Raw genomic sequence first — 14,484 nt, forward strand, 5'->3', positions numbered from 1 at the left:
GCGCCGCGCGTGGGAAAAGGCGCGGCTCGGCATTGAAAAACCCGATCGAGTGATACCCGACCGGGTTTTCCTTCAGTGGACCGAGTGCCCCGAGTCGGATTCGAACCGACGCTGGATGGGTTTTGAATCCATGGCCTCTACCGCTGGGCTACCGGGGCTTGCCTTGGAATCGAAGGTTTCCTCCGACCCAATGCGCCACACCTTACCCCAGCTGGGTAGGCTCTCTCCAGCAGTCCCCTGCCTATACGAGGAGCCCCCGTGAGCGCCCCCGAGCCCCAGTCGTCTTCCGCTGCCGCCGCCCACGGCGAGTCATCGCATGTGCCGCCCCTCACCACGCGTGTCGTCATCGCCGAGGACGAGGCGCTCATCCGGCTCGATCTCAAGGAGATGCTGGAGGAGGAGGGGTACACCGTCGTCGGGGAGGCCGGGGACGGGCAGGCGGCTGTGGAGCTGGCTCGGGAGCACCGGCCCGACCTCGTCATCCTCGATGTGAAGATGCCCGTGCTGGATGGGATCTCGGCGGCCGAGAAGATCGCCGAGGAGTCCATCGCCCCCGTGCTGATGCTCACCGCGTTTTCGCAGCGCGACCTCGTCGAGCGGGCGCGGGATGCGGGCGCGATGGCGTACCTCGTGAAGCCGTTCAGCAAGAGCGACGTCGTGCCGGCGATCGAGATGGCGGTCTCGCGGTTCACGGAGTTGCGGGCGCTGGAGAAGGAGGTCGAGGACCTCTCGCAGCGGCTGGAGACGCGCAAGCTGGTGGACCGGGCGAAGTCGGTGTTGCAGACGGAGTACGGGCTCACCGAGCCTGCCGCGTTCCGGTGGATTCAGAAGACGTCGATGGACCGGCGCATGTCGATGCGGCAGGTGGCGGAGGCCGTGATCGAGGACGCGGCGGAGAAGAAGGCGGCGAAGGAGCAGAAGGACAAGTAGCCGCCGCCGAGGTACGTACGTACGGGGAAGGGGCGCCCACCACAAGGTGGGCGCCCCTTCCCCGTACCTGCCCGGAGGGCCGGGTCAGTCCTCGCCGAGGTACGCCTTGCGGACGGACTCGTCGTGGAGGAGGTCGGAGCCCGTGCCGCTCAGTGCGATCGTGCCGATCTCCATGACGTGTGCCTGGTCGGCGAGGGAGAGCGCGGCCTGCGCGTTCTGCTCGACGAGCAGGATCGTGGTGCCCTGTTCGCGCAGTTCGGCGATGGTCGTCATGATCTTCTGCATCATGATCGGCGAGAGGCCCATGGAGGGTTCGTCGAGCATGAGCAGTTTCGGCTTGGACATGAGGGCGCGGCCCATGGCGAGCATCTGCTGTTCGCCGCCGGAGAGGGTGCCCGCCGCCTGCCTGCGGCGTTCCCCGAGGATGGGGAAGAGGTCGTAGGCGTGCTGGATGTCCTTGGCGATGCCTTCGGTGTCCTTGCGGAGGAAGGCGCCGAGGCGGAGGTTGTCCTCGATGGTCATGCGGGGAAAGATGTGGCGGCCTTCGGGGGAGTGCGCCAGGCCGAGCGCGACGATCTGGTCGGCGCGGTACTTGTGGAGCGGTTGCCCGTCGAAGGTGATGGTGCCGGCGAGGGGTTTGAGGAGTCCGCTGAGGGTGCGCAGGGTCGTGGTCTTGCCGGCGCCGTTGGTGCCGATGAGGGTGACGACCTGTCCGGCCTCGACGGTGAAGCTGATGCCCTTGACGGCTTCGATCTTGCCGTAGGCGACGCGGAGGTTGTCGACTTCGAGGAGCGCGGTCACTCGCCGTCCTCCTTGGTGGTCCGGGGGGTGTCGGTCTTCGTGGCGGCGGCTTCGGCGGCCTGGACCTCGGCGAGGGCCTCGTCCTCGGGGGCGGTGTCCATGGGGGTGCCGAGGTAGGCGGCGATGACGCGTTCGTCGGCCTGGACGATGTCGGGGGTGCCTTCGAGGAGTTTCTGCCCTTGGACGAGGACGGCGACGCGGTCGCTGAGGTTGAAGATGAACCGCATGTCGTGCTCGATGACGAGGACGGCGGTGCCCTGCTCGCGGATGGCGAAGACGAGTTCCTCGGTGGCGCGGGTCTCCTGGGGGTTCATCCCGGCGGTGGGTTCGTCGAGGAGGAGGAGTCCGGGGTCGCTGGCGAGGGCGCGGGCGATCTCCAGTTTGCGCTGCTCGCCGTAGGGGAGGTTGCGCGAGAGGTGGTCCGCTTTGTGGGCGAGGCCGATGAATTCCAGGAGTTCCATGGCCCGGGCGGTGGAGGCGGCTTCGGCGCGCTGGAATCCGGGGCCGCGCAGGAGGGCGGAGAAGAGCCCTTCGCGGGTGCGGGTGTGGCGGCCGACGAGGACGTTCTCCAGGACGGTCATGTTGGCGAAGAGCCGGATGTTCTGGAAGGTGCGGGCGATGCCGGCCTTGGTGACGAGGTGGGGTTTGGGCGGGAGGGTGGTGCCTTTGTAGGCGACGCGGCCCTCGGTGGGGACGTAGAGGCCGGTGAGGCAGTTGAAGAAGGTGGTCTTTCCCGCGCCGTTGGGGCCGATGAGGCCGACGATCTCGCCGGTGTTGACGGTGAGGGAGACGTCGCGTACGGCGGTGAGGCCGCCGAAGCGCATGGTGACGCCGGTGGCTTCGAGGACGGCGGTGCCGGTGGGGGCGGGGGTTGTCGTGGTGGTGGTCATGGTGGTCAGGCCCCCGCTTTGGTGGCGCCGGTGGCGGCTTCGGGTGCGTTGTCCCCGGTCAGGCGCTGTTCCGGCACGGCGAGTTGGTCGTTCTCGTGGAATTCGAGTTGCTTGCGGCGGTCGGGGACGATGCCCTCGGGGCGCAGGCGCATGAGGAGGATGAGGGCGAGGCCGAAGAGCAGAAGCTGGTACTTCTGCATGAATTCGAGCTTCTCCGGGATGAGGAAGAGCAGTGCGGCGCCGATGAGGGGGCCGGTGATGGTGCCCATGCCGCCGAGGATGACGGCGGCGATGAGGAAGGCGGAGTTGGGCGGGGCGGTCCCGGCGAACTGGTACTGCTCGGGGGTGACGCTGTAGTTGACGTGTGCCTGGACGGTGCCGGCGAGTCCGGCGAGGGTCGCGCCGAGGGCGAAGGCGAGGAGTTTGAGGCGGAAGCCGTTGATGCCCATGGCGGAGGCGGCGGTCTCGTCCTCGCGGATGGCGACCCAGGCGCGGCCGATGCGGGATTGCCCGGAGCGGTGGAAGACGAGGAGGACGATCGCGGTGAACAGGAGCATCAGCAGGAAGTAGTTGCCGGACCTGCCGAGCGGGAAGCCGAGGACGTCGTGGGCTTCGCCGAACTTGAAGCCGAACATTTCGAGGTCGGGGATGTTCGGGATGCCCTGGGAGCCGTTGACGAGGTCGGGGCCGCTGTTGCCGTTGAGGTTGTTCATGGTGATCCGGAAGATTTCTCCGAATCCCAGGGTGACGATGGCGAGGTAGTCGCCGCGCAGGCGCAGTGTGGGCGCGCCGATGACGACGCCGAAGACGAGGGAGACGGCGGCGCCGGTGAGGACGGCGAGGGGGAAGGGGAAGTGGACGCCGATGCTGGACTGGGGGGAGCCGGAGACGAGTGCGGCGGTGTAGGCGCCGACGCCGAGGAAGGCGACGTATCCGAGGTCGAGGAGTCCGGCGAGGCCGACGACGACGTTGAGGCCGAGGGCGACGGTGGCGAAGATCAGGATGTTGGTCCCGATGAGCGCGTAGGTGTCGTTGTCCTGGGTGAAGGGGAAGCAGATCGCGGCGACGAACATCGCGGCGAGGCTGACGGCGCGGTGGCGTGCGGTGAGGGCGGCGAGGCGGCGGAAGAGTCCGGCGCGGGTGAGGGAGAGGGCGCCGAGGGCGACGAGGATGAGGTAGCCGATGAAGAGTTCGGAGTTGGCGCTGTCGATGTCGATGCCGTACGTGAAGACGTAGAGGGCGAGGCCGAAGGCGACGGCGATGAGGAGGATGTCGGCCCAGGCGGGGAGGGTGCGGCTGGGGGCGCGGGGGGCCGGGGCCTTGAGGGTGTGGGTGAGGCGGTTCAGCGCGGTGTCGCCGGGCTGGGGGTCGTAGGGGGTGTCGTCGGGGAGGCCGAAGGCCGCGGTGGCGGCGACGAGGGAGCCGACGAGGGAGATCCAGGCGCCGGGGTCGAGGGCGATGAGCCCGTCGAGTTCGACGGCGATGGCGATGACGGTGTAGAGGGTGGCGGCGAGGGTGCCGAGGGCCATGAGGCGTACGGCGCTGTGCGGGCCGCCGGGGGTGAGCCAGCGCAGTCCGGGGGTGCCGAGGGCGGCGAGGGTGAGGAGTGCGGTGAGGAGTGCTCCGGTGAGGGTGATGAGCTGGAGGCCGCCGGGATAGCCGTTGACGGTGAGGTTGCCGGGGAATTCCTCGGTGTAGGTCCAGGAGAGGAAGGTGCCGGCGAAGGCGATGAGGGCGCCCGCGAGGGTGCCGTAGCGGGCGGCGGGGGCGGGGAGTTTCAGCAGCTGGGTGTCGGTCATGGTGTTCACGCCCTGTCCGCGACGCGTTCGCCCAGGAGACCCTGGGGCCTGATGAGGAGGACGACGATGAGGAGCACGAAGGCCCAGACGTCCTTCCAGGCGCCGCCGCCGAAGAGGTCCATGCCGGGGACGTCGCCCATGTAGCCGGTGGCGAGGGATTCGGCGATGCCGAGGACGAGTCCGCCGAGCATGGCTCCGTAGAGGTTGCCGATGCCGCCGAGCACGGCGGCGGTGAAGGCTTTGAGGCCCATGATGAAGCCCATGCGGAAGCCGATCTGGCCGTTGTGCAGTCCGTAGCCGACGGCGGCGACGGCGGCGAACGCGGCGCCGATGGCGAAGGCCATGACGATGATGCGGTCGGTGTTGATGCCCATGAGCTTGGCGGTGTCGGGGTCCTGGGCGGTGGCCTGCATGCCGCGTCCGGAGCGGGTGCGGTTGACGAACCAGCCGAGGGCGATCATGCAGACGGGGGCGGCGATGATGACGAAGAGGTCGCCGCGCTGCACGGTGGCGCCGAGGACGTGGAAGGGGTCGCCGTGGAACTGGGGGAAGGAGATGTCGGACTTGGCGTCGGGGTAGAAGGCCCAGACGAGTTGCTGGAGGAAGAGGGAGAGCCCGATGGCGGTGATGAGGGGGGCGAGGCGGGGGGCGCCGCGCAGGGGGCGGTAGGCGAAGCGTTCCGCCGCGGTGCCCACGAGGACGGAGCAGAGGATGCCGCCGAGGATCATGAGGGGGATGACGGCGGCGAGCGAGGAGCCGTCGGGCAGGAGGGTCCAGACGGTGTAGGCGCCGAATCCTCCGATCATGAATATCTCGCCGTGGGCGAAGTTGATGAGCTGGACAATGCCGTAGACCATCGTGTAGCCGATCGCGATGAGTCCGTACATCGCGCCGAGGATGAGTCCATTGGCCAGCTGTTGCGGCAGTTCGTGCACCGCAGGGCCTCCGTGGAGTGGTCGGATAAGGGTGCGCCGCGCGGGACGCTGTGTGCATCCCGCGCGGCGTGTGTGGGGTGCCCGGTGGTGGGCGGGTGGGGCGGGGTGACGAGCGCTCGGGGGGCTGTGGGTGGGGCCCCTCAGCGGGTCACGGCTTGTAGACCTCGCTCTTCTTGGGCACCCACTTGCCGCTCTCGACCTGGTAGGCGGTCATCATCGTGTTGGTGGTGTCGCCGTACTCGTCGAAGGAGATGTCGCCGGTGACGCCGGAGAACTTGACGGTGCTCATGGCTTCGAGGACCTTGGCGCGGGCGTCGGAGGGGAGCTTGCCGTCGTTGTCGTCGACGACCTTCTTGACGGCCTCGATGATGGACCAGGCGGCGTCGTAGGTGCCGCCGCCGTACGCCTCGTAGCCGTCCTTGTAACCGGCGGCCTCGTAGTCGGAGATGAACTTCTTGGCGGAGTCGAGCTGTTCGACGGGGGCGCCGACGGAGGTCGCGAGGTCGCCCTGAGCCTTCTTGTTGAGCTTGATGAAGTCGGCGGCGTAGATGCCGTCGCCGCCCATGAGGGGGATCTTGGCGCCGCTGTCCTTGAGCTGCTGGCTCAGGGGGCCGGCGGCGGGGTACTCGCCGCCGTAGTAGACGGCCTTGGCGCCGGTCTTCTTGACCTTGGCGACGACGGAGTTGAAGTCGCGGTCGTCGGGGTTGATGTGGTCGGCGCCGACGATCTTGCCGCCGAGCTTGGTGAAGGTGTCCTTGAAGGAGGCGGCGAGTCCGGCGCCGTAGGTCTTCTGGTCGTCGATCAGGTAGACCTTGTTGATCTTCGCCGTGTCGTGGAGGTACGTGGCGGCGAAGGAGCCCTGGATCTGGTCGGTCGTCGCGGTGCGGAAGAAGGAGGCGAAGGGGCGCTTCTTGTCGCCGGTCTTCCAGTTGTCGCCCTGGGTCAGCTCGGTGCCGGTGTTGGCGGGGGAGACCTGGGTGAGTTTCGCGTCGTTGAAGGGCTTCTGCATCGACTGCGAGACGTTGGAGTTCAGCGGGCCGACGACGCCGAGGACGTCCTTGTTGCCGATGAACTTGGTGGCGTTCTGCTGGCCGATGGTCGGCTGCGCCTGGTCGTCGAGGGGCTGGACGTCGAACTGGATGCCGGGGACGAGGTCCTGCTTGTTGGCGATCTTGGTGGCGAGTTCGGCGGAGTTGCGGATGCCGAGGCCGAGGGCGGAGAGGTCGCCGGTGATGGGTGCGTCGACGCCGATGACGACGGTGGTCTTCTTGCCGCCGTTCGAGCCGCCCTTGTCGTCGCCGGAGTCGTCGTCGCGTGAGCCGCAGGCGCTGAGGGTGAGTGCCCCGGTGGTCAGGACGGTGGTGAGGATGAGCAAGGAACGGTGTCGCACGGATGGGTCCTTTCCCTGGCGCGGCCTCCTCGCTGGAGGTGCCGTGTCGATCGCGCCGGGCAGGACGGTGGTGCTCGGTGGTGCGGTGGTGCTCGGGGTGTGCTGCCCGGCGTAATGGTGACTGGCCGTGACTCTAAGCGCAGGTGAAGGGGTGTGGGGTGGGGAGCGGACAGGATGTGACTGTCTTGTTATGCGAGAAGGGGGTGGGGCCCGGGAGTGAGGGGTGTTTGTTCCGCATCGTGAGAACTCCCTGCATGTGTAAGCAACTTCAGGGGGTTTTGGTACTGGCGGCGGTCTGTCCCATGGTGCCCGTGGTGGTGGTTGGGGGTCGTTTTGGTGCGTGAACGGGGTGTGCGGGCCGTATTGCGTACGTGTTACGCAACGTGACGAACGGCGGGTGTGGTACGGGCACCCGACGGGCCTCGGCGGGGCGGGCGCCCGGGCGGGGTGTCCGGTGGGCGGTGTACGTGTGCGGGAATGCGAACGGCGGGGCTCACGCCCCAAGTTGGGGCGGGCCCCGCCGTAACGGGCTTGACCGCTCAGACGGTTGTGGGGGGTTGCGGAGCGTCGCGCAGGAGGCAGGTCAGGCGGGAGGAGCAGACGCGTCGGCCGCTCTCGTCGGTGATGACGATCTCGTACGTGGCGGTGGAGCGCCCCCGGTGCACGGGGGTCGCCGTGCCGGTGACGTGGCCGCTGGAGAGGCCCCGGTGGTGGGTGCAGTTGAGGTCCACGCCGACGGCGACCTTGCCGGGGCCGCCGTGGAGCATGGCGCCGACGGAGCCGAGTGTCTCGGCGAGGGCGGCGGACGCGCCGCCGTGCAGGAGGCCGTAGGGCTGCGTGTTGCCCTCGACGGGCATCGTGCCGACGACCTTCTCGGGGGAGGCCTCGACGACCTCGATGCCCATCCGGGTGCCGAGGTGGCCCGCCGAGAAGTAGGAGGGGAGGTCGACGCCGAGGCTGCTGAAGCGGTCGAGGACTTCCTGGGGGAACTTCACGCCGCGGTGCTCGCCCATGTGCGGCTCCGTTTCTGTCGCGTCCGCCGCGTGGCCCGCGGCCACGCCGCCCGCGGCGGGTGCCGCGTGCGGTTCTGTCCTATCAGGTGCGCTGAGCGAACGCTTAGTGCGCTTGGTCACGTGCCCGGCGCCCCGGAACCTGTCGCGCCCCCCGCCCGAGCGGCGCCCCGGCCGGAAAAGCACGGACGTGTTTAATGAAGAGATGTTTGATCACGAGAAGTTGGGCGCGTCCGATCTCTCCACATCCCCTCTGTGCCTGGGCGGCAACGTCTTCGGCTGGACGGCCGACCGCGAACAGTCCTTCGCCGTGCTCGACGCCTACGCCGCCGCGGGCGGGAACTTCGTCGACACCGCCGACTCGTACATGTACCAGTTCCCCGGGAACGACCCCGGACAGTCCGAGCGGATCATCGCCGCCTGGCTCGCCGCACGCGGCAACCGGGACGACGTCGTCGTGGCCACGAAGGTCGGCGACCACCCGGAGCGCAAGGGCCTCGCCCCCGACAACATCCGCGCCGCGCTCGACGACTCGCTGCGCAGGCTCGGCACCGACCACGTCGACCTCTACTACGCGCACTTCGACGACGAGTCCGTGTCCGTCGAGGACATCGTCACGACGTTCGACGAGCTGGTGCGGGCCGGGAAGACCCGGGCGCTCGGGGCGTCCAACATCTCCCCGGCACGGCTCGACGCCATGCTGCGCTTCGCCCGCGCCGAGGGCCTGGCGCGCTTCGAGGTGCTCCAGCCCCAGTACAACCTCGTCTCGCGCGACACCTACGAGGGCGAGCGCCGCGACCTCGTCGCCCGCGAGGGACTGGCCTGCGTCCCCTACTTCGCCCTCGCCTCCGGCTTCCTCACCGGGAAGTACCAGCCGGGGACCACGGGCCGGTACGTGCGCGACGTACCGGGGCTCGCCGGCGGCTACGCCGGCACCGAGCGCGGCGACAAGGTCCTCGCCGCCATGAAGGAGATCGCGGCGGCGCACGGCACGGAACTCGCCACCGTCGCCCTCGCCTGGCTCGCCCAGCAGCCCACGGTGGCGGCGCCGATCGCCTCCGCGCGCACGGTGGAGCAGGTCCCCGCCCTCGTGGCCCTCGCGGACCTGCGGCTCAGCGGGGACGAACTCCAGGCCCTGGACACGGCCTCCGCCTGACGGCCCCCGCCCGGCGCCCCCCTACCGGACGCGCCCGCTCAGTCGGCGGGCGCGTCCGCGCGGGCCGGTTCGAGGCGGACGACGAGGGACTTCGAGGCGGGCGTGTTGCTCGTGTCGGCGGTCGCGTCGAGCGGGACGAGGACGTTGGTCTCGGGGTAGTAGGCGGCGGCGCAGCCGCGCGCGGTGGGGTAGTGGACGAGGCGGAAGCGGGGCGCGCGGCGCTCGGTGCCGTCCCGCCACTCGCTGACGAGGTCCACGTACGCCCCGTCCTCGTGGCCGAGCGCGGTCGCGTCCTCGGGGTGGACGAGGACGACGCGGCGGCCGTTCGCGATGCCGCGGTAGCGGTCGTCGAGCCCGTAGATCGTGGTGTTGTACTGGTCGTGCGAGCGCAGCGTCTGGAGCAGCAGGCGCCCGGTCGGCAGGCGGGGGAACTCGACGGGCGCGGCGGTGAAGTTGGCCTTCCCCGTCGCGGTGGGGAAGCGGCGCTCGTCGCGCGGGGCGTGCGGGAGGGCGAAGCCGCCGGGGCGGGCGACGCGCGCGTTGAAGTCCTCGAAACCGGGGATCACACGGGCGATCCGGTCCCGTACGCGGCCGTAGTCGGCGGCGAACTCCTCCCAGGGCAGCGGCGATCCGGGGTGTACGGCGCGGGCGAGGCGGGCCACGATCGCGGGCTCGGAGAGCAGCGCGGGGCCGGCGGGGGCGAGGCGTCCGCGCGAGGCGTGGACCATGCCCATGGAGTCCTCGACGGTGACGAACTGCTCGCCGCCCGCCTGGACATCGCGTTCGGTGCGGCCGAGCGTGGGGAGGATGAGCGCGCGGGCCCCGGTGACGACGTGCGAGCGGTTGAGCTTCGTGGAGACGTGCACGGTGAGGCGGGCGCGGCGCATCGCGGCCTCGGTGACGTCGGTGTCCGGGGACGCGGCGACGAAGTTGCCGCCCATGGCGAGGAAGACCTTCGCCTCGCCGTCGCGCAGCGCGCGGATGGCGCGCACGACGTCGTAGCCGTGCGCGCGGGGTGGCGCGAAGCCGAACTCGCGCTCCAGGGCGTCGAGGAAGGCGGGCGCGGGCCGTTCGAAGATGCCCATGGTGCGGTCGCCCTGCACGTTGGAGTGGCCGCGCACGGGGCAGACGCCCGCGCCGGGGCGGCCGATGTTCCCGCGCAGCAGCAGGAAGTTGACGACCTCGCGGATCGTGGGCACGGAGTGCTTGTGCTGCGTGAGGCCCATCGCCCAGCACACGATGGTGCGTTCGGAGGCGAGGACGAGGCGCAGGGCCTCCTCGACGTCGGCGCGGGACAGGCCCGTCGCCGCGAGGGTCTCGTCCCAGTCGGCCTCGCGCGCCGCCTCGGCGAAGTCCTCGAAGCCGTGGGTGTGCTCGGCGATGAAGGACTCGTCGAGCGCGCCCCCGGTCTCCAGGATCAGCTTGTTGAGGAGGCGGAAGAGGGCCTGGTCGCCGCCGAGGCGGATCTGGAGGAAGAGGTCGGTGAGCGCGGTGCCGCTCGCGAGGCCCTGGGGGGTCTGCGGGTTCTTGAACCGTTCGAGTCCCGCCTCGGGCAGCGGGTTGACGCTGATGATCTTCGCGCCGCCCGCCTTCGCCTTCTCCAGCGCGGAGAGCATCCGGGGATGGTTGGTGCCCGGGTTCTGGCCCGCGACGATGATCAGGTCGGCCTGGTGGAGGTCTTCGAGCGAGACGCTGCCCTTGCCGACGCCGATCGTCTCGGAGAGCGCGGAACCGCTCGACTCGTGGCACATGTTGGAGCAGTCGGGCAGGTTGTTCGTGCCGAACTCGCGGGCGAAGAGCTGGTAGAGGAACGCGGCCTCGTTGCTCGTGCGGCCCGAGGTGTAGAAGACGGCCTCGTCGGGCGAGTCGAGCGCGGTCAGCTCCCCGGCGACGATCCGGAAGGCCTCGTCCCAGCTCACGGGCGTGTAGTGGGTGGCGCCCTCGGCGAGGTGCATGGGCTGGGTGAGGCGGCCCTGCTGGCCGAGCCAGTAGCCGCTGCGCTCCGCGAGGTCCGCGACGGAGTGCGCGGCGAAGAAGTCCGGGCCCACGCGGCGCAGCGTCGCCTCCTCGGCGACGGCCTTCGCGCCGTTCTCGCAGAACTCGGCGGTGTGCCGTTTGTCGCCCTCGGGCCAGGCGCAGCCCGGGCAGTCGAAGCCGTCCTTCTGGTTGACCCGCAGGAGTGTGAGCGCGGTGCGCCTGAGCCCCATCTGCTGCCGCGCGATCCGCAGCGAGTGCCCGACGGCGGGGAGCCCGGCCGCGGCGTGTCGTGGGGCGGTGACGCGCGGTGCGTCCTGGGCCGGGTCGCTCGCGGGCGGCTTCGTCGCCATGGGTCCCTCCGCTGCTCGTTACGTACCGCCTCGATCCTCGCACGGCGGCCGGGGACGGTACGGGGCCGGGCCCGGGGGCCGCGGGCCACAGGGCCCCGCTCCGTCCCCCGTACCCCCGCCCTCCGCGTCGCGCGGTCCGGGCTGTCGGTGCTCCGTGGCAGGATCGGGGGCGTGGCACAGACAGCAGCGAAGAAGAAGTCCGCGACCGCCGAGCAGAGCCCCGCCAAGGGGGGTGGCGGCCGTCCCCGGCTCATGCTCATGGACGGGCACTCCCTGGCGTACCGGGCGTTCTTCGCGCTGCCCGCGGAGAATTTCACGACGTCCACCGGGCAGCCGACGAACGCGATCTACGGATTCGCCTCGATGCTCGCGAACACGCTGCGTGATGAGCAGCCCACGCATTTCGCGGTCGCCTTCGACGTCTCGCGCAAGACGTGGCGGGCCGAGGAGTTCACCGAGTACAAGGCGAACCGGGCGAAGACCCCCGACGAGTTCCGCGGGCAGGTCGAGCTGATCGGCGAACTGCTCGACACGATGCACGCGGACCGCTTCGCCGTCGAGGGCTTCGAGGCGGACGACATCATCGCGACCCTGGCCACGCAGGCGGAGGCGGCCGGTTTCGACGTCCTCATCGTCACGGGCGACCGGGACTCCTTCCAGCTCGTCTCGGAGCACACGACGGTGCTCTACCCGACGAAGGGCGTCTCCGAGCTGACCCGCTACACCCCGGAGAAGGTCGAGGAGCGGTACGGGCTCACCCCCGCCCAGTACCCGGACTTCGCAGCCCTGCGCGGCGACCCCTCCGACAACCTGCCCGGCATCCCCGGCGTCGGCGAGAAGACCGCGGCGAAGTGGATCACGCAGTTCGGTTCCTTCGCGGAGCTGGTCGAGCGCGCCGAGGAGGTCAAGGGCAAGGCGGGGCAGAACTTCCGGGACCACCTGGAGGCCGTCAAGCTCAACCGGCGGCTCACCGAGATGGTTCGGGACGTGCCCCTCGACAAGGGCCCCGGGGACCTGGAGCGCGCCGCGTACGACCGCAAGCAGCTCGCCGTCCTCCTCGACACGCTGGAGATCCGCAACCCCTCGCTGCGCGAGCGCCTCCTCGCCGTGGACCCGGGCGCCGAACAGGAGCAGGAGCCCGTCACGGAGGACGTGGCGCTGGACGCCACGCTCGTGCCCGCGGGCGGGAAGCTCGCCTCGTGGCTGGAGGAGCACGGCAACGCGGTGCTCGGCGTCGCGACGGTCGACACCTGGAAGCTCGGCGCGGGCGAGGTCGCCGAGGTGGCGCTCGCCGCCGCGGGCGGGGCCGCCGCCTGGTTCGAGCCCTCCGCGCTCGACGAGGACGACGAGCGGGTCTTCGCCCAGTGGCTCGGTGACCCGGAGCGCCCCAAGGTCATGCACGACGCGAAGGGCCTCATGCGCGTCTTCGGCGAGCACGGCATGAGCGTCGCGGGCGTCTCGATGGACACGGCGCTCGGCGCGTACCTCGTCAAGCCGGGCCGCCGCACCTTCGCGCTCGACGCGCTCTCCCTCGAATACCTGGGCCGCGAGCTGGTCCCCGCGCAGGAGTCGGACGGGCAACTCGCCTTCGGCGCCGACGACGAGACCCAGGCGCGCACCCTCATGGTCGAGGCCCGCACGATCCTCGACCTCGGCACGGCGCTCGGCGCGCGCCTGCCCGAGGTCGGCGCGGAGGGGCTGCTCACCGACATCGAGCTGCCCACCTCGGCGCTCCTCGCGCGCATGGAGCGGGCCGGGATCGCGGCGGACCGCGAGCACCTGGAGGAGATGGAGCGGCAGTTCGCCGGAGCGGTCGAGCAGGCGGTGCGCGAGGCGCACGCGGCGGTGGGGCACGAGTTCAACCTCGGCTCGCCCAAGCAGCTCCAGGAAGTCCTCTTCGGCGAGCTGAACCTGCCCAAGACCCGCAAGACGAAGACGGGTTACACGACGGACGCCGACTCACTCGCCTGGCTCGCGGGCCAGACGGAGCACGAGCTGCCGGTCATCATGCTGCGCCACCGCGAGCAGGCGAAGCTGCGGAGCACGGTGGAAGGGCTCATCAAGTCCATCGCCCCCGACGGCCGTATCCACACGACGTTCAACCAGACCGTCGCCGCCACCGGCCGGCTCTCCTCGACGGACCCGAACCTCCAGAACATCCCCGTGCGCACCGACGAGGGCCGCGCGATCCGCCGCGGCTTCGTCGTCGGCGAGGGCTACGAGGCCCTCATGACCGCCGACTACAGCCAGATCGAGCTGCGCGTCATGGCGCACCTGTCGGAGGACGAGGGGCTCATCGCCGCCTTCACCTCCGGCGAGGACCTGCACCGCACGGTCGCCGGGTACGTCTTCGGCGTCGAACCGGCCGCCGTCGACGCCGAGATGCGGCGCAAGATCAAGGCCATGTCGTACGGGCTCGCCTACGGCCTCTCCGCCTTCGGCCTCTCGCAGCAGCTCGGCATCGAGGCCGGCGAGGCACGCGCCCTCATGGACACGTACTTCGAGCGCTTCGGCGGCGTACGGGACTACCTGCACCGCGTCGTCGAGGAGGCGCGCGCCATCGGCTACACGGCGACGATGCTGGGCCGCCGCCGCTACCTGCCCGACCTCAACAGCGACAACAGGCAGCGCAGGGAGGCCGCCGAGCGCATGGCGCTCAACGCGCCGATCCAGGGCACGGCCGCCGACATCGTGAAGATCGCGATGCTGGGCGTGGACCGCGCGCTGCGCGAGGCGGAGCTCAACTCGCGGATGCTGCTCCAGGTCCACGACGAAATCGTCCTCGAACTCGCCCCGGGCGAGCGCGAGCCGGTCGAGGAGATCCTGCGCCGCGAGATGGCCGCGGCGGCCCAGCTCCGGGCCCCGCTGACGGTGTCCGTCGGCGTCGGACGGGACTGGGAGGCTGCGGCGCACTGACGGGGGAGGGGCGGGGCGCGGGACGGCGGCGGGGCGGGACGGGAGCGGTGTACGGGTACGGGGGCGGCCTCCCGGGCCACGCGGCACGCCCCGCGCGCCCGTAACCCCCGCCGCCCCGTACCCGTACCCCTCGCGGCCCGCACCCCCGCCTCCCGCATCGCCGCACTTCACGCCCCTGCCGGAGCGCCCCGTGTCCGCGCCTTCACTCCCTGTCGGCGCGCGCTGAACGAAGGGCGAAGCGGCGGCGGCGAGTTATGGCCAAGTGGTGAAAGCCGGTCACCCTTCCCTGCCCCCGTGCGGCAAGTTGTCGTAGTGTCACCTGGGTCAACA

The 14,484-nt window shown here is 70.4% G+C and carries 10 protein-coding genes and 1 tRNA gene; 3 read left to right on the plus strand and 8 right to left on the minus strand.

Translation table 11 applies throughout. The annotated features are described in order from the left end of the window. Positions 1 to 85 precede the first annotated feature (85 nt). A tRNA-Leu gene (locus ACIP4O_RS10175) sits at positions 86 to 158 on the minus strand. A gap of 100 nt (positions 159 to 258) precedes the next feature. On the opposite strand from ACIP4O_RS10175, the gene ACIP4O_RS10180 reads away from it, so the two are divergent. After that, positions 259 to 930 carry a response regulator gene (locus ACIP4O_RS10180; protein ID WP_361325449.1) on the plus strand — a complete coding sequence of 224 codons (672 nt, stop codon included), beginning with the start codon at positions 259 to 261 and terminating at the stop codon, positions 928 to 930. 84 nt (positions 931 to 1,014) lie between these two features. Here ACIP4O_RS10180 and ACIP4O_RS10185 read toward each other — a convergent pair whose 3' ends face one another. The 6 genes from ACIP4O_RS10185 to ACIP4O_RS10210 all read right to left on the minus strand — a co-directional run bounded on the left by ACIP4O_RS10185 (position 1,015) and on the right by ACIP4O_RS10210 (position 7,758). Then, positions 1,015 to 1,731 (minus strand): ABC transporter ATP-binding protein, encoded by a 717-nt coding sequence (locus ACIP4O_RS10185; protein ID WP_401573467.1) that lies wholly within the window; start codon positions 1,729 to 1,731, stop codon positions 1,015 to 1,017. Further along, the gene (locus tag ACIP4O_RS10190) at positions 1,728 to 2,621 is read right to left on the minus strand and encodes an ABC transporter ATP-binding protein (protein WP_401573469.1); all 894 of its coding nucleotides are present in this window, start codon (positions 2,619 to 2,621) and stop codon (positions 1,728 to 1,730) included. The genes ACIP4O_RS10185 and ACIP4O_RS10190 overlap by 4 nt, the downstream gene beginning before the upstream one ends. Positions 2,622 to 2,626: 5 nt before the next feature. Beyond that, entirely contained in the window at positions 2,627 to 4,420 is a 1,794-nt protein-coding gene (locus tag ACIP4O_RS10195; protein ID WP_401573471.1) for a branched-chain amino acid ABC transporter permease, read from the minus strand. 5 nt (positions 4,421 to 4,425) lie between these two features. Continuing rightward, complete coding sequence (locus ACIP4O_RS10200) at positions 4,426 to 5,355, minus strand: branched-chain amino acid ABC transporter permease (protein WP_007828426.1); 930 nt, start codon at positions 5,353 to 5,355, stop codon at positions 4,426 to 4,428. Positions 5,356 to 5,503: 148 nt separating this feature from the next. Further along, the gene (locus tag ACIP4O_RS10205; protein WP_401573936.1) at positions 5,504 to 6,730 is read right to left on the minus strand and encodes a branched-chain amino acid ABC transporter substrate-binding protein; all 1,227 of its coding nucleotides are present in this window, start codon (positions 6,728 to 6,730) and stop codon (positions 5,504 to 5,506) included. 554 nt (positions 6,731 to 7,284) lie between these two features. Further along, a complete protein-coding gene (locus ACIP4O_RS10210; protein WP_401573473.1) occupies positions 7,285 to 7,758 on the minus strand; it encodes a PaaI family thioesterase in 474 nt (157 codons plus the stop codon). Positions 7,759 to 7,960: 202 nt separating this feature from the next. Here ACIP4O_RS10210 and ACIP4O_RS10215 point away from each other — a divergent pair, with 202 nt between their 5' ends. Then, the gene (locus ACIP4O_RS10215) at positions 7,961 to 8,911 is read left to right on the plus strand and encodes an aldo/keto reductase (RefSeq protein WP_361325465.1); all 951 of its coding nucleotides are present in this window, start codon (positions 7,961 to 7,963) and stop codon (positions 8,909 to 8,911) included. A 38-nt stretch (positions 8,912 to 8,949) separates the two neighbouring features. Here ACIP4O_RS10215 and ACIP4O_RS10220 read toward each other — a convergent pair whose 3' ends face one another. After that, positions 8,950 to 11,238, minus strand: coding sequence for an FdhF/YdeP family oxidoreductase (locus ACIP4O_RS10220; protein ID WP_401573476.1), 2,289 nt, complete (start codon positions 11,236 to 11,238; stop codon positions 8,950 to 8,952). A gap of 171 nt (positions 11,239 to 11,409) precedes the next feature. Between ACIP4O_RS10220 and polA the strand changes: the two genes are divergently transcribed. Continuing rightward, entirely contained in the window at positions 11,410 to 14,154 is a 2,745-nt protein-coding gene (gene polA, locus ACIP4O_RS10225; RefSeq protein WP_401573478.1) for a DNA polymerase I, read from the plus strand. Positions 14,155 to 14,484 lie beyond the last annotated feature (330 nt).

The sequence above is a fragment of the Streptomyces sp. NPDC088923 genome, assembly GCF_044749745.1.
Taxonomy (GTDB): domain Bacteria; phylum Actinomycetota; class Actinomycetes; order Streptomycetales; family Streptomycetaceae; genus Streptomyces.